The sequence below is a fragment of the Thermodesulfovibrio yellowstonii DSM 11347 genome (assembly GCF_000020985.1).
Lineage (GTDB): Bacteria > Nitrospirota > Thermodesulfovibrionia > Thermodesulfovibrionales > Thermodesulfovibrionaceae > Thermodesulfovibrio > Thermodesulfovibrio yellowstonii.
The window spans coordinates 974,988-997,814 of sequence record NC_011296.1; the positions used below are offsets into that span (position 1 = coordinate 974,988).

Genomic DNA, 22,827 nt, shown 5'->3' on the forward strand with positions numbered 1-22,827 from the left:
AGGAAATATGCTTACAATAGAAAATGTAATAGAAAAGGTTTTGCAATATAGGCCCAATGCCAATGTTGAGCTGATAAAAAAGGCTTATATTTTTTCAAGAGAAGCTCATTGTGCACAAAAAAGAAAAGAAGGTATTCCATACATATATCATCCTTTAGCTGTTGCAGCAATACTTGCAGATATGAAACTTGATTCCACTACCATAGCAGCAGGGCTTCTTCATGACACAGTAGAAGATGCTGAAATGACAATTGATGACATTGGTGAAATATTTACTCCAGATGTTGCCTTTCTTGTAGATGCTGTGACTAAATTAAGCAAACTTCAGTTTTCAACTGTTGAAGAAGCACAGGCAGAGAGTTTCAGAAAAATGTTTCTCGCTATGTCAAAAGATATAAGAGTTATTTTAATAAAATTCGCTGATAGGCTTCATAATATGAGAACAATTGAGTTTCTTCCTCCGGATAAACAAAAAAGAATAGCAAAAGAGACTCTTGAAATATATGCTCCACTTGCAAATAGACTTGGAATTGGATGGATGCGTTCAGAGTTTGAAGACCTCTCATTTAAAGTACTTTACCCTGATGAATATGATGACCTTGTCAAAAAAGTGGCAAAAAGAAAAGAAGACCAGCAGGCATATATTGATAATGTAATAAATATCCTTTCTGAAAAAATTTCAGCAATGAATATTCCATTCAAGATATATGGGAGAGTGAAACACTATTATGGAATATATCAGAAACTTATTAAACAAAAAATTCCTTTTGAACAGGTTTACGATGTTATAGGAATAAGAATTATTACAGACACAGTTCCACATTGTTACGATATTCTTGGGATTATTCATTCATTATGGACACTGATACCGGGTAGATTTAAAGATTTTATAAGCCTTCCAAAATCAAATTATTATCAATCACTTCATACAACTGTTATAGGACCTGGTGGTGAAAGGGTAGAATTCCAGATTAGAACAGAAGAAATGGATATAATTGCAGAAGAGGGTATTGCTGCACATTGGAGATATAAAGAAAGAAAAGATTTAACTGAAAGAGAAGCAAAAATTGTTTCAAGGCTTAGAGACCTTATTAAAGAAATATCTGATCCTAAAGAATTACTTGATGCTGTAAAAGCAGAAGTTGTGCCTGATACAATTTATATTTTTACTCCTAAGGGAGATGTAAAAGAACTTCCAGTAAATTCTACTCCAGTAGATTTCGCATATGCTATACACTCTGAAGTAGGAGCAAGATGCGCTGGTGCAAAAGTTAATGGTAGAATAGTTCCTCTTAATTATCAACTCCAAAGTGGTGATGTAGTTGAAATAATAACAAGCCCTCATCAGAAACCCAGAAAAGACTGGTTACAGTTTGTTGTTACTCAGAGAGCAAGAAATAGAATAAAACATTTTCTCAGACAGGAAGAAAGACAGCAGGGAATTGATATAGGAAAACAATTGCTTGAAGCAGAATTACGTAAACAGGGCATTCAATCATCTATTCTTAAAACTGAAAAAATGGAAGAAATTTTACAAGCTTTTTCTGTTCAATCTATTGAGGATTTATATCTTCTTATCGGACATGGGAAAATATCTGTTCATCAGGTTGTGAATAGACTTTCTCCTGAAATTCCGCAGGATGAAATAGTTGTCCCCAAAAAAGTCATTCCCAGAAAAGAGCATAAGCAGTTTATTTCTCTTAAAGGAGTTGATGAGGTTCTATATCATATAGCAAAATGCTGCATGCCTGTGCCAGGAGATGAAATCATAGGCTTTATCACAAGAGGGAAGGGCATATCAGTACACAGAAAGGATTGTTTAAACATTCAACATTTGGAACATGATAGATTAATAGAGGTTTTTTGGACAGCCGATGATAACTCAAAAGTTCAAACAAAGATAAGCATAGAATGTATTGATGCACCCGGGATTCTTGCAACTATCACAGCTCTTTTGTCAGCAAATCAGGTTAACATTACTGCAGTAAAGGCTAATTCAACATCAGATAAAAGGGCATTAATTGATTTCACTATTGAAGTAAAGGACAGAACGCATCTTTCAGATATCATCAATAAAATTTCCCAAATTGGTGAAGTTATATCAGTAAAAAGATAAATCAACCTCTATAGCACCTTTTCTTATTAATTGAGGAGGATCAACAGTAGCATCAACTATTGTTGAAGGTATTCCAGGAAGCTTTCCTCCATCAATTAATAAATCAATAAATGAATCTTTGAAGTATTTCATTACAGTTTCAATGCAATCTGCAGCAGGATAGCCTGATATATTTGCAGAAGTTGCGGTAATCGGAAACTGAGATAGTTGAATCAGCTTCAAAGCAAATGATTCTCCAGGCATTCTCACTGCTATTTTATTGTCTTTTGTTATTCTTTTAGGCAGATTTTTTTTTGCAGGAAGAAGTAAAGTTAAAGGTCCAGGCCAGTATTTTTCTATAAACTTTTTTGCTATAGAAGGTATAAATTCAGTAATTAAGTCAAGATGTTGTAAATTTACAATCAGTGGAAAGCTTTTTTCTTCAGGACGTTTTTTTATTTCAAATAGTTTTCTAAGAAGTTTTTTGCTGTCATATTTTACACCTATTCCATAAAGAGTTTCAGTAGGATAAATTATTATTCCATCATTTTCAAGTATTTTTAACACTTCTATTATATCTATTTCTTCAGCTTTTACGATTTTCATCTAATTCTTCAAGTAATGCATGAAGTTTTTTTAACTCTTGTTTTCCAATTTCTTTATCTTTAAAATAAATTTCTTGATATTCTTTAATAAAGCTTTCTGCTTTTTGTTTTAAGGTTGAATCATTTATTATTGAAATAAACTCTTCCAATCCTTGATATTTTTTTCTTTCAAATCCGTATTTTTTCATTATACTAAAAAATCTGTTTAAAGGGCTTCTCTTTTCTTTAACATAACAATAAATTTTAAAAGATACATACAAAATAATTAAAAATAATGGAATAAAAAAAGTTTTTATATCAAATTTAATCGCTGGGATTTTTATAGATTTTGCTAATTTAAGCTGGGCTTTTATATCATAATCAAGCACAATACTATTCCATAGATAATCAATAAGGTGAAAAATAACAGGCTCTATATCACGAGATATTTTACCTGACGGATCAAATCTAAGCCATTTTCCATCAATCCATGCTTCAACCCATAAATGAGCATCAGAAGCCCTTACAATGTAATAGCCCCCAAAAGAATTATATGTTCCTCCTTTAAATCCGCCAACAACTCTTGACGGTATACCCTTAATTCTCAACATCAAAGCCATAGCGGTTGCAAAATATTCACAGTTTCCTTTCTTTTTTTTGAATAGAAAATCTTCAATTGAATTTTCACCTGTGGGCAGATCTCTAAGAGAATACTGATAGTTACTTAAAAATTTTAATATTCTGTCTATAATTTCTTTTTTATCTGATGCTTGAAAGGTAATTTCTTTTGTAAGCATTTCAATTTTTTTTGAAGTATCAGGAGGAACTGTAATATAAATAGATGAAGGGTTATCTTCCTTAAGTTGGTAGTTTATAAAAGAAGTGGCAGAATATTTTATGTTTTTTTCTAATGGAAAACCTATCCTGTAAGTTCCAGGATATTCATATAAAACATTTTTTAAAGAAACATTCAAGGGATAATCAAGAGTTGGCAGATACTGTTCTGTTAAAGGCTCAAGGGTTATAGTATAATTTATTTTTTCTCCATAAATATTTGATTTATCTGCTCCAGAAACTTTTTTTTGCCATACCTTGCCATTAAATGTATCAAATGTAATAACTCTCCAGTAAAGTTCTTTTTCTGGTAATTTATTCATTTTTATTCTCATTACTATTGTTCTGTCTTCTTCTATATCCCTGATAGAACCAAGATTTACAGTTGATGAAAAACCAGTTTTAGTTTTAGTAAAACCTACGTCCATTAAGGGAACAGGAGTTCTCGGTAAAATAATAAAAAAGAACGCACTTAAGGGGATTGCTGCAATTGAAATAAAAATTGCAATCTTCATAAGATTTAAGAGTCTTTCAAAATTTATAGATTCCTCTTTTATTTCTTTGATGTATGTAAGCAATAATATTGCAAAAATCGTAAAAATAAGCATTAAAAGAAGTCTTAAAAGAAATATCCACGAAAAATTAAAAAGTGAAGAACTCCCAAGCAAAAGCAATGAAAGGAGATAAATTTGAAAATATTCTCTTGAACTTTTTTTACTCAGAAATCTTACAGAAAGAATTAATGTTAAAGATTCTATTGATGGCAAAAGAATATCTTCTGGAGAGGAAATCATAAATGGCATAATAATCAGAACAACAGAAATAATATTTAGAATCCATACTGGTAAAAAAATTTTTCTGATATGTAGCAATATAGAACTGATAATTATTAAAACAAATATAAAATTTACATAATAAGAAATATAAGGGAAAATTGCAGTAAAAGGTATTACTGCAATCAAAATACTCAAGGCAAAGATACTATTCTGAACTTTACTCAGGGTTATAAATTGCAAGAGCATAAAGCATTCTCCTTAGATGAGGTTGTCCTGTATCTGGAGGATAAAAGTCTTTACCAAGTTTTAATCCTATAGGATTTCCCATTTTTGAAAATTCAATCAGTGCATAAACTGTTTTGCTAATCTTTTCTTCAATGTTTCCGTGGAAGTCATTCAAGCTGATAATAATAGGACTTCCCTGTGGAGGTGAAAACTCTTTTGTTTTGAGAGAAGATGTTTTTGCTGTTGCTTTCCAGTGGACATATTTTAAAGGGTCCCCCTGGACATAGGTTCTTACTCCTGTAACTTCACCATCATAAGATTTTCCTCTTGAAATACTTGATTCTTTAAGAGTTTTACCTTCTAATGTTAAAAATGATAAATCACACTTTAAGGGATGTGGAAGCACTATTATTTCAAAATTTATTGGGATAGTGGTTGATCTTTTAAAAAAATAAAAAGGAAAGAAAGATGAAATTATTATTTCTTCAAGAATATATTTGCCTCTCTTAGGAAATATTAGATTTATATAAAAGATGCCTTCACCTTTCAGGTAGGGTATGACTATTTCATTCTGAAGTGCTTTAATTCTTAAAAGAAAAAGTCCAAAAAAATATTTATTTTTTGCTTTAATTTTTAACTTCGCAGGTTTTAATGCAAAAATATCTTGTGATTTCATAATTGAAATTTCAATATTTTTTAGATTAAAAAATGAAACAATGCCACTTAAAGTCATAATACTTAAAAGGAAAGACACCATCAGAAACAATAAATTGTTTCCTGTATTTACTGCTCCGAAGCCTATTAAAAGAGTAATTGCTATATATATCCACCCAGTATTTGTAATTTTTACGGAGGAGTGGAAATAGTTTGAAGGATTGATGATATCACCTCTTCTTTTGATACAATTTCTTCTTTAAGTATTATGCGATGGGGAACAACAAAAGGAATCATTTCTTTAACATCCTCTGGAATTACGTAATCTCTTCCACGAAATTTTGCATAAGCTTTAGCAGTGTATGTAATTGCAAGTCCTCCTCTTGTAGAAAGACCCAATAAAATACGGCTGTCTTGCCTTGTAATATTTATAAAATCAAGTATCCAGTTAATAATTTTATCCGATAAATAAACCTGTTTTATTTCATCTTGAAGCCTGATTATTTCCTCTTTATCCATTACAGCGGTGAGTTTATACAGTTTTTCTCTTGAACTTCCTTCTTGAAGTATCTTTTTCTCAGCTTCTTTTTCAGGATATCCTATACTTATTTTCATCATAAATCTATCAAGCTGACTTTCTGGTAACGGAAATGTTCCATAAATTTCAATCGGATTCTGGGTTGCTATCACAAAAAAAGGCTTTGGAAGTTTATATGTTTTTCCATCTACTGTAACCTGTTCTTCTGCCATTGCTTCCAGAAGAGCAGACTGTGTCTTAGGAGTTGCTCTGTTTATTTCATCAACAAGCACTATATTGTTTAAGAGAGGACCTGCTTTGAACTCAAATTCACCTGTATTTTTATTGTATATTGAAAGTCCTGTAATATCGGTTGGCAGCAAATCATTTGTGCATTGGATTCTTCCAAAGCTTAAATTAAGTGCTTTTGATAAAGAAATTGCAAGAGATGTTTTACCAAGTCCTGGAAAGTCTTCAATTAGGAGATGCCCCTTTGAAAATATGGAAATAAGAGAAAGAATTATTGCTGTTTCTTTACCCTGAAGATACTCTCCAAGACAGTTGATAATCTGAAGTATTTTTTGATTTTTTATCTTTTCAATCATAAAGAGGGGGACAATGCCCCCTCTTTTATTTTAACCTTCTAAATAAACCTTTTCAACAGGTGGTGCTACTTGTTTCTTACGGGACAATACTCCAGGTAACCAAACAGAAGGACCTGATACTTTTACATTAAAGGCTTTTTCAATTTTTGAAGCATCTCCTGAATAGAAAAGTTCGGTGCCTTCCTTTACTATGTCTGTTGCCATAAAAATAACCATGTCATAGCCTTTGCTACTCTTTAAATCATTGAGATATTTAACAAATTCATCTTTTCTTTCATAGACTTCTTCAATATCAACAACTTCTGTCTGTCCAATACCAACTTTTAGTCCTTTGAAGTCATAGTCTTTGAAGTCAACATGAACAACATCGGCAATTGGTTTTCCTTTGATGCTTGCTTTAGCTTTTTTGAGGTCAACGCCGAATTTTGTTATATCAGAAATCCCAGCAACTTGGGCAAGCTCTGCAGCAATTTTTTTGTCTTCTTCTGTTGTGGTAGGAGATTTAAATATTACTGTATCAGAAAGAATTGCAGAAAGAAGCAAACCAGCATATGCTTTATTTGCTTTTACTTCATTAGAGAACATTTTTGCAAGAATTGTTGCTGTGCTTCCTACTGGTTCAACATGAATGAAAATAGGGTCAGGATAGTTAAAGTTCATTTTGTGGTGGTCAATAATTGCGAGTATTTTCTCTGCTCCGTCAACTCTTTGTTTTTCTTCGTTGTGGTCAACAAGAACAAGTGTTTTCCCTGCAGCGTTCTCTAAAATTTCAGGGGCTGGAACACCGAACTGTTTAAGTGCGAATTCTGTTTCCTCATTAATTGGACCTGCTGTTGCTGCTTTGTACCCCTTAATGCCAGCATAAACAATTGCTGAACAGACTGTGTCTGTGTCTGGTGCCTTATGGCCGATTACATAAATATCGCTCATCTTTTCCCTCCTAAAAAAATTTTTTTAAAATTGTAAAATTTTGACAATTTCATACTTAAAATGTCAAGGAAAGAGCCATTAAAATTTAAAATAGAGTTATTAAAGCTTTTCAAGTAATTTTCTTACTGATATTTTTAGTTCTGGATGAACAAAATCAGGTGCAATTTCGCAAAGAGGTTTTAATACAAAATCTCTTTCATGCATCAGTGGATGGGGTATGGTTAGTTCATCACTTTTGAAAATCAAGTCATCATAGAATATTATGTCAATATCTATAATTCTGGGTCCATATCTCACAGTTTTCTTTCTCCCAATCTTCTTCTCTATTTTTTTTATCTCTTTTAACAATTCAAGAGGCTCCAAAGAAGTCAGGCATTCAAGTGCCTGATTTAAAAACTCAGGCTGTTCAGTATATCCCCAGGGCGAAGTATTATACAGAGAAGACTTTTTTGAAATCATTAACCCGCAGGCTTTCAGTTCATTTATAGCATTATCAATATTTTTTCCCCTGTTCCCTAAATTTGAACCAAGCAAAAGATAAACCTTATGCATAAAAGATATTTTAATGGTATAATTAGAAAAATTCTATAGTAATTTAATTGATAATTAAAGGGACAAAAAAACTTTAAATATTAATTAATAATTTATGCCACTTGAAATTGAATTTAGCAAACATTCATTATTAAAAATAGATATACTGAAATCTCATGGGATTGAGATAACTAAAGAAAAAATTGAAGAAATTATCAAAACTCCTGATAAAATAGAATTAGGATATAAGGAAAGACTAATAGCTCAGAAGGTTATTGATGAAATCCATGTTCTCAGAGTTGTTTATGAATCCAGTTCAGAAAAGATTTATGTAGTAACAGTTTATCCGGGAAGGAGGTTAAGGTATGAGAAAGATTAGGTACAGTAAAGATGTTGACGCTCTTTTGATAGAACTTTCTGATAAACCTATAGACTATGCAGAAGAAGAAGGACAAATAATTATTCATTTTTCAAAAGATGGAGAACCAGTTCTTTTGGAAATACTTGATGCAAAAGATTTTATTCTGAATTCTCTTTCAAGCGTTGTAAAAGAAAAAGTAATAGCTATTCCATAAGAAAATAGACCATTAAGAATTTGTTGTGGTATATACAAAATGAAAAGATCACTGATGCTGCTCAATTAATAACGGTCAGATTCCTCGCCTTCGGCTTGGAATGACATATAGAGGTAATTGAAAAATTTTAGGGCTTGTAATTTATTGAATTTCAATAGGTTACAAGTTTTTGAGGAAGTCTCATAACCAAAAAGGAGGTTTTCATGCTTAAGGCAAAGGTAAAATGGACTGGTGGTTTACAGTTTGTGGGACAGTCTGGAACAGGTCATGCAATTGTTATGGATGGAAGTCCTGATTATGGTGGTGAAAACTCTGGAATGCGTCCAATGGAGCTTTTGCTTGTGGGTTTGGGTGGTTGCAGTGGTATGGATATTGCTTCAATTCTTGCAAAGAAAAAGCAGGATGTAAGAGGCATAGAGATAAATGTAAATGGCAAGCAGCCTGATGAATATCCAAAAAGATTTACAGAAATAGAAATAGAGTTTATTGTGAAGGGGAAAAATTTATCAGAAGAGGCAGTAAAAAGGGCTATTCAGCTTTCAATGGAAAAATACTGTTCTGTTAAGGCAACGCTTGAACATTCAGCAAAAATTATTCATTCATACAAGATAGTTGAGGTGGATTAACTGCGTCCGTATTTGTAATAGGCTGCGCAGCTTCCTTCAGAACTTACCATACAGGCGCCAACAGGATTTTCCGGAGTGCATATTTTCGCAAATAAGGGGCATTCGGTTGGTAGTTTAACACCTCTTAAAACAAGCCCACATTTACATCCCTGTGGTTCTCTTACTTTAATCCCTGAAATACTGAATATTTTTTGAGCATCTCTATAAGCATATTTTTCTTTTAGCTTAAGCCCGCTTTTTGGGATTATTCCAATGCCACGCCAGTTACTGTCAGCAGGTTCAAAGTATCTGTTTATAAATTCAATTGCTTTAGGATTTCCATCTGGTTTCACCGCATCCTTGTATTGTATCTCAACCTTTGGTTCATTATCCGAGATTTGTTTTAATAGCATTGCGATTGCATGAAGAATATCGTCAGCATCAAATCCTGTAATTACGCATGCTTTTTTATACTGTAAAGGAATGAACTCATAAACTTTGCTACCGATTATTGTGCTTACATGCCCTGGAAGAATAAAACCATCAAGTTTAAGCTCCTCTGTATTTACAAGGACTTCTAATGCTGGAGGAACTAACTTATGCACAGAATAAATATAGAAATTTTCAATGTTTTTCCTGTCTGCCTCAAAAAGAGTACCAGCAATAAGTGGAGAAGTAGTTTCAAATCCTACAGCAAAAAAAACAATTCTTTTATTTTTATTGTTTTCAGCTATTTTTAAAGCATCAAGAGGGGAATAAACCATTCTTATATCAGCTCCTTCAGCTTTGGCTTTATACAGAGAACCATTACTTCCAGGGACTCTCATCATATCTCCAAAAGTTGTAAGAATAACATCAGGTTGTTTTGATATATAGAGCATTCTATCAACATCTTCAATCGGAGTTACGCATACAGGACATCCTGGTCCACTTAGTAGTTTTATATTTGAAGGTATCAGGCTTCTAATGCCATGCCTAAAAATTGAGACAGTATGAGTCCCACATACTTCCATTAAATTTATCTGTCTTTGGATTTTTTTTGAAAGTTTTTCAATGACTCCTATAAACTCTTTCAATTCATTCCTCCCTCTTCAAATATTTTATCTGTTAAATTTTTAACTTCTTTAAATCCGTATATATTAAAAGTATTTAATATCTTTTCAAGATTGTTTTTCCATTTATTAAATTCATTGACTCTTATTTCTTCTATCTTTTGCCAATCATTTAATATCAATGCTTTTTCAATTTGATGCATAGTAATTTTCAAAATTTTTTTCTGATATACTCCCTGTGACAGAATATATAATCCAAGAAGCTTTCTATCCTTTTCAATAAATGCTCTATGAACAGGTCCATTTTCAGATAAATCAGCAACAAAATCTTTAATTCCTCTCAGAATATGTTCGGTTTTAGAGGTGTCACAATATTTTATAATTTCATTCCACTGAAGAGTATTTTCTTTTTGTTCTGCAATCTCATGATAAAGCACGATTTTAGAATATTTATCAACAATATTTTTAAACTTTTCAAAGGGATATTTCCATTCATTGGGATTACCAAATTCTGATAAAATAATTTCGTATATCACTCCTTTTTTACTAACCCAACTCTGTAAATTTTCCCATAACCTGTATTTTATATCAGTTAATCTTATAAAAATATTTTCCCCAATACTCATTCCGGGTGATGAGAAGATATCTCTTACAACTTCCTTATCAATAAAATAGACATTATAACCATCAATCTTTTCAAATCTATGTATTGAACCAATAAAAAAGCTCGGTTTCATAAATAAAGCATATCCTGCGCCATAAACAAAACCATTTTTTACAGTAATACTATTTATACTATCAATATCAAAGGGAGAGTAAAAATTGCCATTAATTTTAATTGGGATTAATTTAGCATTCTCAAGCTCTTTCCATCTTTTTTCTTTTTTTTCAATCCAGGGGAATATTTCCTCATTTTTTATATTTTCCCATGGTTCAAGCTCTCTTTCAATTTTAAAGAGTTCTCTAAGACGCAAAAGTAACGTACAGATTGAAAAGTATCCCCAATAATTAGCATCTGAAACATCACAATTATATTTAACAGTATTAAAAAATTCAGGATTTAACATAGTTTTATCATATCATATTAGCAGGTTTTTCTTGAACAAATAGGTTACTGTGGTTTAACATACAAATATGGTTAAAATTTTAGAGAAAATTTTTGGCACAAAAAATGAGAGGGAGCTTAAGAGGTACTTTACAATTGTTGAAGACATAAACAGATTGGAGAGTCAGATATCCTCTCTTTCAGATGAAAAACTAAAGCAAAAAACAGATGAATTCAGAGAAAGACTTGCCAAAGGTGAAAGCCTTGATGACATTTTAAAAGAAGCTTTTGCAGTTGTTCGTGAAGTTGCAAAGAGAACTCTTGGAATGCGACATTTTGATGTTCAACTTGTTGGTGGACTGGTTTTGCATGAAGGCAAAATTGCTGAGATGAAGACAGGTGAAGGTAAAACCCTCGTTGCAACTCTTGCTGCCTATTTAAATGCCTTAGAAGGCAAGGGTGTACATATTGTAACTGTAAATGATTATCTTGCCAGAAGAGATGTTCAATGGATGGGAGCAATATACAATTTTCTTGGATTAAGTGTTGGTGTAATTCAGCCGGATGCTTCATTTCTTTATGATCCTAATTACAGATTACCTGATAGACGTTTTGATAGACTTCGTCCTTGCAGTAAAAAAGAAGCTTATCTTGCAGATATAACTTATGGAACGAATAATGAATTTGGATTTGACTATCTCAGAGATAATATGCGATACAGCATAGATGAACTATGTCAGAGAGAACTTAATTATGCAATTGTTGATGAGGTTGACAGCATTCTTATAGATGAAGCAAGGACACCCCTTATTATCTCAGGTCCATCAGAAGAATCAACAGATATTTATTATGCTGTAAACAGAATTATTAAATATTTAAAGCCTGAAAATGACTTCAAGCTTGACGAAAAACTTAAAACAGTTGTATTGACTGAGCAAGGCTCTCAAAAGGCTGAAAAACTTCTCGGAATAGATAATTTATATAATCCTTCAAATATACAGGTTGTTCATCATATAAATCAGGCAATTAGAGCTCACTATTTCTTTAAAAAAGAGGTTGATTACGTTGTTAAGGATGGAAAGATCGTCATAGTTGATGAATTCACAGGAAGACTTTTAGAGGGAAGACGCTGGTCTGATGGACTGCATCAGGCAATAGAAGCAAAAGAAGGCTTAAAAATAGAAGCAGAGAATCAAACCCTTGCAACCATAACATTTCAGAATTATTTCAGAATGTATAAAAAACTTGCAGGAATGACAGGAACTGCTGATACTGAAGCATCAGAGTTTGCAGAGATATATAATCTTGAAGTTGTTGTTATTCCAACGCATAAACCAATGATAAGAGAGGATTATCCAGATGCAGTATATAAAACAGAAAAAGCAAAATATGAGGCTGTTGTAAAAGAGATTGAAGAATGTTATAAAGTTGGGAGACCTGTACTTGTTGGAACAACGTCAATTGAGAAATCTGAATTAATAAGTAAAATGCTCAAGAAAAAAGGAGTTCCTCATAATGTTCTCAATGCCAAATACCATGATAAAGAAGCCGAAATAGTAGCTCAGGCAGGAAGAATTGGTGCTGTGACAATTGCTACAAACATGGCAGGTAGAGGAACAGATATACTTCTTGGTGGAAACCCGGAATTTCTTGCAAGAGAAATGCTTGCGGGAAAGGACTATACAGAAGAGGAATATAAAAAAGCTTTAGAAAAAGCGAAAGAAATCTGTAAAGAAGAACATGACAAAGTTGTATCCCTTGGAGGATTGCATATTATTGGAACAGAAAGACATGAATCCCGTAGAATTGACAATCAGCTAAGGGGTAGGGCAGGTAGACAGGGTGACCCTGGTTCATCAAGGTTTTATCTTTCTCTTGAAGATGAACTATTAAGGCTTTTTGGAGGAGAAAGACTTCAGAGTCTTATGCATTTTTTAAAGATTGAAGATGATACTCCCATTGAAAATAAAATGGTTTCAAAAGCCATTGAGAACGCTCAAAAAAGAGTTGAGGCTCACAACTTTGATATAAGAAAACATTTACTTAAATATGATGATGTAATGAATAGTCAAAGGAATGAGATTTATTCTTTTCGTAAAGAAGTATTAGAAAGTGATTCTTTAAAAGATAAAGTTTTTGAACTTCTTGAGATAGAAATTGATGAAATGGTTGATTTTTATTTAGCTCAAGAAAGTGAAGGAGTTGAAAAATTAAAAGAACAGCTAAGTGCAAGATTTGATATAGAAGTTGATTTAAGCAACAAATCAAAGGATGAGATAAAGGAATATTTACTTGAAAAACTTAGAGAAGCTTATGAAAAGAAAGAGCAAAAAATTGGACAAGAACTTATGCGTGATGTGGAAAAGATGATTTTCCTTCATGTAATAGATACAAAATGGAAGGACCATCTCTTAGGAATAGACCATATAAAAGAAGGAATAGGTTTAAGAGGATATGCTCAAAGGGATCCTCTTGTAGAATATAAAAAAGAGGCATTTGAACTTTTTGAGGAAATGTCAAGAAATATTATATCAGACATCCTTACAAGGCTGTTTAAGATTCAGATAAAAGAGGAATCTCAGGTCAAAGTAGCAAGGGCTCAAAAAATTCAGAGAAGTGACGGAGATGGTGCACGCCGTCCTGTAGAAAAACCTAAAAAAATTGGACGCAATGACCCATGTCCTTGTGGAAGCGGGAAAAAATATAAAAAATGCTGCGGTAAAAATAGTTAATCTTTAATTTCCACTGGTTTATCTCTTTCTTTATCAACAATACATAAAAATCCAAAAGGTTCTTTATAGGGATTTAAAAGTTGATGAATTTCATTTGGTGCAATATAGGCTATATCAAGATATTTTAAAACTTTATATTTATTTCCTAATCTAATCTTACCCTTACCCTTAAGGCATATAACAACATGAGCATGCTTATGATACTCCAAAGAAGAGCATCCTCCTTGAGCTATTTCAAAATATCTCACCTCAAACTTAATTGCATTGCTTGCTATAAGGGGAAATCTTTCAATTAAAGCCCAGTTTCCAGATTTATCTTTATAAGGAATGCTTTTTATCGTATTCCATTGATTGTTTTTAAATCGTATAATTTTATTTTTTGATAAATTTTTTTTATTTTGAATATCACAAAAATTGTTTTGCTTTTTTATCTTTTCCATGTTATATAATTATAATCCAAAATTGAAAATAATAAAAATTCTAAAATAAAAAGGAGGGGATTATGTTTGAAAAGCTGGTGAATTTTTTTAATTCTTTCTCGTTGAGTAAAAAAGTCTTTATTCTTGCTGTTATCTCAATCCTTATTGTTTATTCTATTGTGGCATTGGTTATTTATCTTCAAACAAAATCCAAAATTGAGTATTATAATATTCAAGCACTAAAGAGAGAAGTAGCACTTATTAAAGAGCAGATTAGTTGTTTTGATGAAACTGCAAAGGATTCAGCGGAAAAATTTATGAAGATTTTCCAAAGCATGGCTCCAGGCATTAAACCTAATAATGATGTATGTGATAAATTCACTTCATTGACAGGTGGTTCAGTAGCAACAATTTTTGAGAAAAAAGGAGATGACTTTTTAAGAATTGCTACATCTCTTAAAAAAGAAGATGGAACAAGAGCGGTAGGAACAACACTTGATAGAAATCATCCTGCTTATCCTTTGCTTCTTAAAGGTGAAACTTATGTTGGGAAAGCAACTCTTTTTGGTAAAGATTACATGACCAAGTATGTGCCTGTTAAAGATTCTTCAGGTAATGTAGTGGGTGTATATTTTATAGGATTTGATATATCAAAGACAATGAAGCATCTAAAAGATTTTATTCGCTCTATCAAAGTTGGTAAAACAGGATATATGTATGTTATTGATACATCTGAAAAAAATAAAGGTACACTAATTGTTCATCCTGCTTTAGAAGGGAAGAATATTATTGATAGCAAAGATGCCAAAGGAAAAGAGTTTATAAAAGAAATGATACAAAAGAAAGAAGGTTTAATTTATTATCCATGGAAAAATCCAAATGAAATATTTGCAAAGGAAAAAGTTGTTGCTTATACTCATTATCCTGCATGGAACTGGTTAATTGGTTCAGGGACATATGTAGATGAAATAGCAAGCGAAGTCGCGACTGTAAGAAATATAATGTTAGCAGTAAATATTCTTGGTGCTATTTTAGTATCCTTACTTATATTATTTGTCACGCAGAGGTCTTTAAAACCATTACCTGATATGGCATATAAGCTTGAGGATGTAGCAAGAGGAGACTTTAGTAAAATAGGTTTTGGAAAAGGCTACAGAAACAGAAAAGACGAGATAGGACTTATTGCAAGAAGTATAATTAAAGTTCAAGAATTTACTCAGGCATTGGTTAAAGAAATAAAAAATTCAGCTACAATGGTCAATAGTGTTATAGGATCCTTAGAGCAAAACATTGATAATGTAAAGACTAAGACAGATGAACAGACAGCTCAGGCACATCAGATTGCTACCGCTGCTGAGGAGATGAGTCAGACAATTACTGATATTGCTAAAAATGCAGCCAGTGCTTCTGACCTTGCAAATGAGTCAAGAAATGTTTCAAATGAGGGTGTTGCCCTTTCTGATAGTGCCATGAAAACAGTTCAATCTGCAAATAAATCAACAGTACAGTTAAAAAAGACAATGGATGCTTTAAATAGCAGAGTTGAAGAGATTGGTGATATCGTAACAGTTATTAAAGACATAGCAGACCAGACAAATCTTCTCGCCTTAAATGCAGCAATTGAAGCAGCAAGAGCAGGGGAGCAGGGTAGGGGCTTTGCAGTTGTTGCTGATGAGGTAAGAAAACTTGCTGAAAGAACAATCAAAGCAACAGATGAAATAACAGAAAAAATTACAGCTGTTCAGAACGAATCCCGTGAATCCCTTAAAAGCATGGATATTACTGCAAAGGAAGTTGCAGAGGCTTTAAAGTCTTTAAATGAAGTGAAAAAATCTCTCAACAAAATTGCTGATTTTTCCCAAAAAGTTAAAGACTCTATTACACAGATTGCAACGGCAACTGAAGAACAATCCTCAGCCAGTGAAGAGGTAGCGCGTTATGCAGAACGTTCAAGTGCACTTGCACAGGAAGTTAAAGGAACAACAGACATGGTGGTTCAGGAAGTTGAAAATCTCAATGATGTGATACGGAAACTTACAGATTCAATAAAAGGTGTGAAAATATAATTGCGAGTAGCAAAACTTTATAAATTTGGAGATATAAGAATAGAAGAAATACCCTTACCAGAACCTTCACCAAAAGAGGCTCTGGTAAGGGTAAAAGCATGCGGAATATGCTCTGGTGATGTAATGCCTTGGTATATTGAAAAGAAAGCACCTTTAGTTTTAGGACATGAGATTTCAGGAGAGATTATAAAAATTGGAGATAAAATTAAATCAGAAATATCTTTGAAAGAAGGAGACAGAGTAGCGGTTCATCATCATGCGCCGTGTATGAGCTGTTTTTTCTGCAAAAGAGGTGACTTTGTTCAGTGCGAAACATGGAAAAAATCAAAGATTATTCCTGGAGGACTCGCTGAATACATAGTTGTTCCAGAAGTTAATTTAAAAAATGACACTTTAAGGCTTCCAGATTCAGTATCCTTTGAAGAAGGAGCACTTGTTGAACCAGTTGCATGTGTTGTTAAGTCTTTAAAAAGAGCAAACATAAAAAAAGGTGATACTATAGTTGTAATCGGGCTTGGCGTAATGGGACAGATACATATAATGCTTGCTAAAGAATTCGGTGCTGAGAGAGTTATTGGTGCAGATATGGTAAGTTTTAGGCTTAAAAAAGCTTTACAAGCTGGTGCTGATTATGTAATTGATGTTTCACAGAAAAATATTTATGAAGAAATAAAAAAAATAACAGATGGACTAATGGCTCAAGAAGTAATTGTTGGTCCAGGAAATGTAAATTTAATTACGGATTCTTTGAAACTTGTTTCACGGGGTGGTACGCTTTTAATATTTACTCCAACACCACCTGAAGAAAAATTAAGTTTCTTTGTAAATGATATTTACTTTAATGATATAACTATTACCACAAGTTATTCATGTGGCTCTGATGATATGAAAAGAGCATTAAATTTTATAGAAACTGGTATAGTGCGTTCTAATTTGCTTATTACTCACAGATTCAAGCTTAACGAAACTAAAAAAGCATATGATATTACATCACTTGCCAAAGATTCCCTAAAATGCATGATATTATTTTAATTAATTGAATTTTTGTCTGTTAATTATATTGCTAAACTGTATTGCTGAATGTCTTTTAAATAGTTTTGCCTGTAATTTTGAATTATATTTTTATTTCCGTAATATTTGCCATTAATTGTTATAAAATGCTTTGCTCTTTTTATTACAACTCCAAGATTTTTCAATCCATCAAGTGTTAACATTGTATTTTTTCTTTCTTTTAAAATTCTTTTTGCAGAAGTAGGTCCTATTCCTGGAACTCTCAGAAGTGTTTCAAAAGAAGCTTTTTGAATTTCAATAGGAAATAAATTAATATTTTTTAATGCCCAATCAAGTTTGGGGTCTATTTTTTCATCTAAATAAGGCTTTTCATCTGAAACTATTTCTTCTGTATGAAATCCATAATATCTTATGAGCCAGTCAGCTTGATAGAGTCTATGTTCTTTAAGAAGTGGCGGTTTTGAAATTTGAGGAAGTCTCGGATCATCATTTACTGGAATATATGCTGAGTAATAAACTCTTTTAAGTCTACTGTTATTTCTATAAAGATTTTCAGATAGTTTAAGAATTTGATAATCTGTATCTGGAGTGACTCCAACAATTAATTGAGTTGTCTGACTTTTTGCACCTATGGGCTTACTTTCAATAATTTTATTAATCTTTTCAATTGCATTGACAATAGAAAGCAATCTTTTTTCAGGAGCAATTAATGAAAGAGATTTTTCAGTTGGCAATTCTAAATTTATGCTTACTCTATCTGCTAATGTGATTGCTTCAGTGATGGCTGTTTCATCAGAATCTGGAATAATTTTTAAATGAATATACCCCTTAAATTGATATTTTGTTCTTAAAATTTTAACTGTATCTACCATCATTTCCATTGTTTTATTGGGATTACCAATTATTCCAGAACTTAAAAAAACTCCTTCAATCTGTTTTTTCCTATAAAATTCATAAGCAATTTTTGCAAATTCTTCAGGTTTTAGAACTGTTCTTGGAATATCGTTTCTTTTTCTATTTATGCAATAAGCACAATCATTTACACAAAAATTTGTAAGTAATACTTTAAGAAGAGCTACACATCTTCCATCAGATGTCCATGTGTTATGTATTCCAAATTTAGAAAAACTTTCTTTTTTTGAAAAATTTTTTCTATCAAATGATGGTGAACAAGAAACATCAAATTTTGCACCAGTTGCAAGAAGGGATAATCTCTCGTAGATATCAGGAATTTTTTTTACAATCATTTCAATTTATATATTAACATTTTTTAGGTTTTTTATTGACTAAAATAATCTTTTGCTGGTAAAGTATTTATTAAAATTCTAAAAAGAGAGGAGGGGAGAAACTGGATGCCCTCTGTAAATGTTAGGGATATGGATTCATTTGAGGCAGCGCTGAAAATGTTTAAAAAGCAGTGCGAAAGAGAAGGAATACTTTCTGAAATTAAAAAAAGAGAACATTATGAAAAGCCAAGTGTTAAAAGAAAGAAAAAAGTTCTTGCTGCCAGAAAAAAATTAGCAAAAAAAATGAAAATGTTATCAAGGTAATTTCTGTCTACTAATATGCGGGAGATTCTGTGAAAGCAGAATCTCCTCAATTTTATTTGATAACCAGGAGGATTCATGAAACTGATAGAGCTATATAAAAAAGCCATTCAAACAGGAATTGAAAATGATCCAAGAGGTAAAGAAGAAGTTTTAAAAGAACTTGAAAAAAGAAAAAAGGATTATGAGGGAATTCCTGATAAGAAAAAAGAATTTTTTGATACAGAATCTCTTGAAAATCCTTATAGCGATTCAAGAATTCTCTTTGGTACAGGTGATGAAGAGATAAAGACAATAATTGCTGGAATAGATATGGAAGTAGGGGAATTGGTTTTAGCGGATTCTTTAAGGAAAAATGGCACTCAGGTAGATTTAGTTCTCTCACATCATCCCGAAGGCGGAGCTTATGCACGACTTTTTTCTGTAATGTATATGCAGGCAGATATTCTTGGAAGATTTGGTGTCCCAATAAATATAGCTGAAAGCCTAATGGAAGGTAGAATAAAGGAAGTAGAAAGAAGATTAATGCCTGTTAATCATACAAGAGCTGTGGATGCAGCAAGATTACTCAATATACCTTTTATGTGTCTGCATACACCAGCAGATAATATGGTTGCTACATATTTACAAAAACTTTTTGATGAAAAGAAACCTTATACATTGGACGATGTTATAGAATTACTTTTAGAGATTCCTGAATACAGAGATGCAGAAAAAAATAATGCAGGACCTAAAATTCTCATTGGAAGTAAAGAAAGAAAAGCAGGAAAAATATTTGTAGATATGACAGGTGGAACAGAGGGCTCAAAAGATATCTTCCAGAGTATGGCTTTAAGTGGTATAAATACAGTAGTTGCTATGCATTTAAGTGAAGACCATCGTAAAGAAGCAGAAAAAAATCATATAAATGTAGTTATTGCTGGACATATAGCCAGTGACACTGTTGGACTAAATTTACTTCTTGATAAAATAACTGAAGGGGAAGATATCAAAATTTTAGAATGTTCTGGATTTAAACGTATTAAAAGGCATTAAGCCTTTGGAATGGATTATCAGAAAGTTTTAGAAGAAATAAAACACAGATTAGATATAGTAGAACTTATTTCCGAATACATAGATTTAAAAAAAACAGGTCAAAATTATAAGTCTCTTTGTCCTTTTCATTCAGAAAAAACTCCTTCATTTTTTGTAAACCCTTCAAAACAAATTTTCCATTGTTTCGGATGCGGAAAAGGTGGCGATATTGTCACTTTTGTGATGGAATATGAAAAAGTAAGCTTTCTTGAAGCTATCTCAATTCTTGCCCAAAAAACAGGTTTAGAATTTGAATCTGTAAAAAAAAGTATATCTCATATTTCCAAAGAAAGGCTTTATGCAATATACGAGAGTGCTACACGTTATTATATGGAACAGTTGAACAATTCTGAAAACGCCAAGCAATATCTTATAAAAAGAGGAATTAATCAAAAAACTATAGAAATTTTTCAAATTGGATATGCTCCTGCAGAAAAAAATTCTTTATATAATTTTTTAAAAGAGAAAAATTTTGATGATATCTTAATTAACTCATCCAGACTGGTTAGCAACTCTTATGATTTTTTCAGAAACAGAATTATTATCCCAATTCATGATTTAACAGGTAGAGTTATAGGATTCGGAGGAAGACTGATAGATTCATCATCTGAACTCCCAAAGTATATTAATTCTCCAGATACGCCGATATTTAAAAAAGGAGAAAATCTTTTTGGATTATGGCATTCAAAACAACACATTAGAGAAAAAGGATATGTAATTGTAGTGGAAGGATATATGGATGTAATCCTCTGTCATCAATATGGATTTAAAAATGTAGTTGCTCCTTTGGGAACTGCTCTTACCCAAGAACAGTTAGAAAAAACAAAAAGAATTTTGAATAATTTAAAAAAATTCACCAATAAAATATTATTAATATTTGATGGAGACGAAGCCGGAATTCATGCCGCACAAAGATCATTATTACCACTTTTTTATGGTGGTTTTATAGCCAAGATAGTTTTATTACCTGAAAAAGAAGACCCAGCCAGTTTTTTACAAAAATATGGAGATAAAGCATTCAAAAATTATATTTCAAAAGCTCTGTCTCCTATTGATTTAATTATAAAAACCTATCCAAAAAATAAATTGAATGAAGGAATTCACAGTTTTCTTAATAGTTTAAGCTATCTCAAAGACCTAATTTATAGGGATGAGCTTTTAAAAGAACTTTCAGAAAAAACGGGCATTAATGAAAAGACCCTCAGAGATGAACTTAAGCAAATTGTTCATAATAAAAACTTTAAAAAAGAAAAAATTAATATTAAAAATTATTTAGTCTCTAAAGAAGAAGAAATTCTTCTTCGTATAGCATTATCTTATCCTGAAAAAATCAATTATATATTGCAAAAAATTAATATTGAAGATTTTGAAGTGACGATAATAAGGAATATTTTTTCTAAAATAGAAGAGTTACAAAAACATGGTCAATTTTCATTGAATAAACTTTTAAATATAATTGATGAAGAAGAAAAGACATTTATTTCAAAATTGATTATGACTTCTGAAATTGATGAAGAGTTAATAATGCAAAATATGAATGATTGTCTTAAAAGTCTTGCTATTAAATCTATTGATAAAAAAATCAAAAAAATTGCAAAATCAGGAGATGAAAAAACTCTTCAGGAACTAATTAGAATGAAAAAAAATATTATAAAAAATCACAATGGATAAAAGTAAGAATTTTTCAGAGGAACTTGCAGAAAAAGATCAAATAGTGAATAAAACTTCACCAACCTATGATTCTTTAAACCTTTATTTTAAGTGTATTAGTTCATTTCCGGTTTTGTCAAAACAGGAAGAAAAAAATCTTGCCAAAACTATAACTGATAAAAAAATGGAGCTCATAAAAGAACTGCTTCATATACCTTTTGTTCAGAAAAAAATTTATGAATTAAGTAATGTCTTTTCAAAAAATCCTGAAAAAGCTAAAGAAATGCTGGATGATGAAGAAGAGATTGATATTGAACAAATTAAGGAAAGATTTATTAAAGTTTCAGAAAACATAAAAAAAATTATGAGAAGGAAAAAAACTACAAAAGAATTTTTGAAAAAAATTTTTGATATTCCCTTAAGAGATGAGTTAACAAATATGTTTGTAGAAGAACTTGATAAATTCAGAAGAGAAATTATAAAAGGTGAGAATTTACAGCCTATTACAGGGATGACAAATGAAGAATTTCTTGATCATTTTATGACTATAAAAAAGATATTCAATGAATTTACTGAGGCTAAAAATAAGATGATAGAATCAAATCTTAAACTTGTTGTAAGCATTGCTAAAAAGTATACAGGAAGAGGATTAAATCTTGAGGATTTAATTCAGGAAGGGAATATAGGACTTATGAAAGCAGTTGAAAAATTTGAATATAAAAAAGGATTTAAATTCAGCACATACTCAACATGGTGGATAAGACAATCAATCAATAGAGCAATTGCAGAACATTCAAAAACAATTAGAATTCCTGTGCATGTCATAGATAACATATGCAAAATAAATAAAATATATCGTGAGTTATATCAAAATTCTGAAAATGAACCCGATATTGAAGAAATCTCATTAAATTTAAATATACCGAGCGATAAAATTGCAGATTTTCTTGCAATAAGTAAAGAACCTGTATCAATAGACATGTCACTCAGAGATGATGATTCTTTGCTAAAAGAGTTTATAGAAGATATGAATTCTCCGAATCCCTATGAAGAAGCATTACATGATGATCTAAAACATTTAATTGAAAAAGTTTTTTCTTTATTGAGTAAAAGAGAAAAAGAAATATTGATGAGAAGATACGGAATAAATGAAGAAAAACCAAAAAGTCTTGATGAAGTTGGTAAGGAATTCTCAGTATCAAGGGAACGTATAAGACAGATTGAATTAAGAGCAATGAGAAAATTAAAACGGTTATGCAGGCTCAAATGGTTGCGGGAGTTTATTAGAGAATCTTGACTA

General features: G+C 31.6%; 21 protein-coding genes. 11 read left to right on the plus strand and 10 right to left on the minus strand.

Translation table 11 applies throughout. The annotated features are described in order from the left end of the window. Positions 1 to 7: 7 nt before the first annotated feature. Entirely contained in the window at positions 8 to 2,116 is a 2,109-nt protein-coding gene (locus tag THEYE_RS05010) for a RelA/SpoT family protein (protein WP_012546134.1), read from the plus strand. On the opposite strand, the gene THEYE_RS05015 is transcribed toward THEYE_RS05010, so the two are convergent. The 6 genes from THEYE_RS05015 to folK form a co-directional block, all read right to left on the minus strand. Further along, a complete protein-coding gene (locus THEYE_RS05015) occupies positions 2,102 to 2,701 on the minus strand; it encodes an L-threonylcarbamoyladenylate synthase (RefSeq protein WP_012544944.1) in 600 nt (199 codons plus the stop codon). The genes THEYE_RS05010 and THEYE_RS05015 overlap by 15 nt on opposite strands. Further along, positions 2,682 to 4,535: a transglutaminase TgpA family protein gene (locus THEYE_RS05020; RefSeq protein WP_012544993.1), complete on the minus strand. Its 1,854-nt coding sequence runs from the start codon at positions 4,533 to 4,535 to the stop codon at positions 2,682 to 2,684. The genes THEYE_RS05015 and THEYE_RS05020 overlap by 20 nt, the downstream gene beginning before the upstream one ends. Beyond that, complete coding sequence (locus tag THEYE_RS05025; RefSeq protein ID WP_164924838.1) at positions 4,507 to 5,190, minus strand: DUF58 domain-containing protein; 684 nt, start codon at positions 5,188 to 5,190, stop codon at positions 4,507 to 4,509. Before THEYE_RS05025 ends, THEYE_RS05020 begins: the two co-directional genes overlap by 29 nt. 170 nt (positions 5,191 to 5,360) lie before the next feature. Next, the gene (locus THEYE_RS05030; protein WP_012545673.1) at positions 5,361 to 6,290 is read right to left on the minus strand and encodes an AAA family ATPase; all 930 of its coding nucleotides are present in this window, start codon (positions 6,288 to 6,290) and stop codon (positions 5,361 to 5,363) included. A 30-nt stretch (positions 6,291 to 6,320) separates the two neighbouring features. After that, the gene (locus THEYE_RS05035) at positions 6,321 to 7,220 is read right to left on the minus strand and encodes a manganese-dependent inorganic pyrophosphatase (protein WP_012546629.1); all 900 of its coding nucleotides are present in this window, start codon (positions 7,218 to 7,220) and stop codon (positions 6,321 to 6,323) included. Positions 7,221 to 7,319: 99 nt separating this feature from the next. Next, positions 7,320 to 7,772, minus strand: a complete 453-nt coding sequence (gene folK / locus THEYE_RS05040) for a 2-amino-4-hydroxy-6-hydroxymethyldihydropteridine diphosphokinase (protein WP_012545434.1) — start codon at positions 7,770 to 7,772, stop codon at positions 7,320 to 7,322. Positions 7,773 to 7,866: 94 nt separating this feature from the next. On the opposite strand from folK, the gene THEYE_RS05045 reads away from it, so the two are divergent. From THEYE_RS05045 to THEYE_RS05055, 3 genes are all read left to right on the plus strand, one after another. Further along, the gene (locus tag THEYE_RS05045) at positions 7,867 to 8,130 is read left to right on the plus strand and encodes a DUF4258 domain-containing protein (RefSeq protein ID WP_012545476.1); all 264 of its coding nucleotides are present in this window, start codon (positions 7,867 to 7,869) and stop codon (positions 8,128 to 8,130) included. Continuing rightward, positions 8,117 to 8,326 carry a DUF2283 domain-containing protein gene (locus tag THEYE_RS05050; protein ID WP_012546452.1) on the plus strand — a complete coding sequence of 70 codons (210 nt, stop codon included), beginning with the start codon at positions 8,117 to 8,119 and terminating at the stop codon, positions 8,324 to 8,326. The genes THEYE_RS05045 and THEYE_RS05050 overlap by 14 nt, the downstream gene beginning before the upstream one ends. 203 nt (positions 8,327 to 8,529) lie before the next feature. Further along, positions 8,530 to 8,952 (plus strand): OsmC family protein, encoded by a 423-nt coding sequence (locus THEYE_RS05055; RefSeq protein WP_012546540.1) that lies wholly within the window; start codon positions 8,530 to 8,532, stop codon positions 8,950 to 8,952. Here THEYE_RS05055 and hypD read toward each other — a convergent pair. Together hypD and THEYE_RS05065 are read right to left on the minus strand one after the other, a co-directional pair. Further along, entirely contained in the window at positions 8,949 to 10,007 is a 1,059-nt protein-coding gene (hypD, locus tag THEYE_RS05060; protein WP_012545661.1) for a hydrogenase formation protein HypD, read from the minus strand. The genes THEYE_RS05055 and hypD overlap by 4 nt on opposite strands. Beyond that, positions 10,004 to 11,050, minus strand: coding sequence for an Sfum_1244 family protein (locus THEYE_RS05065; RefSeq protein ID WP_012545890.1), 1,047 nt, complete (start codon positions 11,048 to 11,050; stop codon positions 10,004 to 10,006). The genes hypD and THEYE_RS05065 overlap by 4 nt, the downstream gene beginning before the upstream one ends. 67 nt (positions 11,051 to 11,117) lie before the next feature. On the opposite strand from THEYE_RS05065, the gene secA reads away from it, so the two are divergent. Continuing rightward, positions 11,118 to 13,760 carry a preprotein translocase subunit SecA gene (secA, locus tag THEYE_RS05070; RefSeq protein WP_012545108.1) on the plus strand — a complete coding sequence of 881 codons (2,643 nt, stop codon included), beginning with the start codon at positions 11,118 to 11,120 and terminating at the stop codon, positions 13,758 to 13,760. On the opposite strand, the gene THEYE_RS10575 is transcribed toward secA, so the two are convergent. Beyond that, positions 13,757 to 14,200 carry a cupin domain-containing protein gene (locus THEYE_RS10575; RefSeq protein WP_012546757.1) on the minus strand — a complete coding sequence of 148 codons (444 nt, stop codon included), beginning with the start codon at positions 14,198 to 14,200 and terminating at the stop codon, positions 13,757 to 13,759. The two genes, secA and THEYE_RS10575, sit on opposite strands and share 4 nt — an antisense overlap. 62 nt (positions 14,201 to 14,262) lie before the next feature. On the opposite strand from THEYE_RS10575, the gene THEYE_RS05080 reads away from it, so the two are divergent. Beyond that, positions 14,263 to 16,245 carry a methyl-accepting chemotaxis protein gene (locus tag THEYE_RS05080; RefSeq protein ID WP_012546024.1) on the plus strand — a complete coding sequence of 661 codons (1,983 nt, stop codon included), beginning with the start codon at positions 14,263 to 14,265 and terminating at the stop codon, positions 16,243 to 16,245. Then, complete coding sequence (locus THEYE_RS05085; protein ID WP_012545362.1) at positions 16,246 to 17,277, plus strand: zinc-dependent dehydrogenase; 1,032 nt, start codon at positions 16,246 to 16,248, stop codon at positions 17,275 to 17,277. A gap of 23 nt (positions 17,278 to 17,300) precedes the next feature. Here the strand turns inward: THEYE_RS05085 and THEYE_RS05090 are convergent, their stop codons facing one another. Further along, the gene (locus THEYE_RS05090; protein WP_012545641.1) at positions 17,301 to 18,503 is read right to left on the minus strand and encodes a putative DNA modification/repair radical SAM protein; all 1,203 of its coding nucleotides are present in this window, start codon (positions 18,501 to 18,503) and stop codon (positions 17,301 to 17,303) included. Between the two features lie 105 nt (positions 18,504 to 18,608). On the opposite strand from THEYE_RS05090, the gene rpsU reads away from it, so the two are divergent. The 4 genes from rpsU to THEYE_RS05110 all read left to right on the plus strand — a co-directional run bounded on the left by rpsU (position 18,609) and on the right by THEYE_RS05110 (position 22,824). Then, on the plus strand, positions 18,609 to 18,806 hold the full coding sequence (gene rpsU, locus THEYE_RS05095) for a 30S ribosomal protein S21 (RefSeq protein ID WP_012546110.1): 198 nt from the start codon (positions 18,609 to 18,611) through the stop codon (positions 18,804 to 18,806). Between the two features lie 75 nt (positions 18,807 to 18,881). Next, a complete protein-coding gene (locus tag THEYE_RS05100; protein WP_012545019.1) occupies positions 18,882 to 19,838 on the plus strand; it encodes a hypothetical protein in 957 nt (318 codons plus the stop codon). A 9-nt stretch (positions 19,839 to 19,847) separates the two neighbouring features. Then, positions 19,848 to 21,548, plus strand: coding sequence for a DNA primase (gene dnaG, locus THEYE_RS05105; protein ID WP_012546187.1), 1,701 nt, complete (start codon positions 19,848 to 19,850; stop codon positions 21,546 to 21,548). Next, complete coding sequence (locus THEYE_RS05110) at positions 21,541 to 22,824, plus strand: sigma-70 family RNA polymerase sigma factor (protein ID WP_012545571.1); 1,284 nt, start codon at positions 21,541 to 21,543, stop codon at positions 22,822 to 22,824. Before dnaG ends, THEYE_RS05110 begins: the two co-directional genes overlap by 8 nt. Positions 22,825 to 22,827 lie beyond the last annotated feature (3 nt).

What these genes read in the sequence shown, in the direction of transcription:
- THEYE_RS05010 (WP_012546134.1), top strand. Translation starts at nt 8, where the DNA reads ATGCTTACAATAGAAAATGTAATAGAAAAGGTTTTGCAATATAGGCCC.
- THEYE_RS05015 (WP_012544944.1), bottom strand. Translation starts at nt 2,701, where the DNA reads ATGAAAATCGTAAAAGCTGAAGAAATAGATATAATAGAAGTGTTAAAA.
- THEYE_RS05020 (WP_012544993.1), bottom strand. Translation starts at nt 4,535, where the DNA reads ATGCTCTTGCAATTTATAACCCTGAGTAAAGTTCAGAATAGTATCTTT.
- THEYE_RS05025 (WP_164924838.1), bottom strand. Translation starts at nt 5,190, where the DNA reads ATGAAATCACAAGATATTTTTGCATTAAAACCTGCGAAGTTAAAAATT.
- THEYE_RS05030 (WP_012545673.1), bottom strand. Translation starts at nt 6,290, where the DNA reads ATGATTGAAAAGATAAAAAATCAAAAAATACTTCAGATTATCAACTGT.
- THEYE_RS05035 (WP_012546629.1), bottom strand. Translation starts at nt 7,220, where the DNA reads ATGAGCGATATTTATGTAATCGGCCATAAGGCACCAGACACAGACACA.
- folK (WP_012545434.1), bottom strand. Translation starts at nt 7,772, where the DNA reads ATGCATAAGGTTTATCTTTTGCTTGGTTCAAATTTAGGGAACAGGGGA.
- THEYE_RS05045 (WP_012545476.1), top strand. Translation starts at nt 7,867, where the DNA reads ATGCCACTTGAAATTGAATTTAGCAAACATTCATTATTAAAAATAGAT.
- THEYE_RS05050 (WP_012546452.1), top strand. Translation starts at nt 8,117, where the DNA reads ATGAGAAAGATTAGGTACAGTAAAGATGTTGACGCTCTTTTGATAGAA.
- THEYE_RS05055 (WP_012546540.1), top strand. Translation starts at nt 8,530, where the DNA reads ATGCTTAAGGCAAAGGTAAAATGGACTGGTGGTTTACAGTTTGTGGGA.
- THEYE_RS05065 (WP_012545890.1), bottom strand. Translation starts at nt 11,050, where the DNA reads ATGTTAAATCCTGAATTTTTTAATACTGTTAAATATAATTGTGATGTT.
- secA (WP_012545108.1), top strand. Translation starts at nt 11,118, where the DNA reads ATGGTTAAAATTTTAGAGAAAATTTTTGGCACAAAAAATGAGAGGGAG.
- THEYE_RS10575 (WP_012546757.1), bottom strand. Translation starts at nt 14,200, where the DNA reads ATGGAAAAGATAAAAAAGCAAAACAATTTTTGTGATATTCAAAATAAA.
- THEYE_RS05080 (WP_012546024.1), top strand. Translation starts at nt 14,263, where the DNA reads ATGTTTGAAAAGCTGGTGAATTTTTTTAATTCTTTCTCGTTGAGTAAA.
- THEYE_RS05090 (WP_012545641.1), bottom strand. Translation starts at nt 18,503, where the DNA reads ATGATTGTAAAAAAAATTCCTGATATCTACGAGAGATTATCCCTTCTT.
- rpsU (WP_012546110.1), top strand. Translation starts at nt 18,609, where the DNA reads ATGCCCTCTGTAAATGTTAGGGATATGGATTCATTTGAGGCAGCGCTG.
- THEYE_RS05100 (WP_012545019.1), top strand. Translation starts at nt 18,882, where the DNA reads ATGAAACTGATAGAGCTATATAAAAAAGCCATTCAAACAGGAATTGAA.
- dnaG (WP_012546187.1), top strand. Translation starts at nt 19,848, where the DNA reads ATGGATTATCAGAAAGTTTTAGAAGAAATAAAACACAGATTAGATATA.
- THEYE_RS05110 (WP_012545571.1), top strand. Translation starts at nt 21,541, where the DNA reads ATGGATAAAAGTAAGAATTTTTCAGAGGAACTTGCAGAAAAAGATCAA.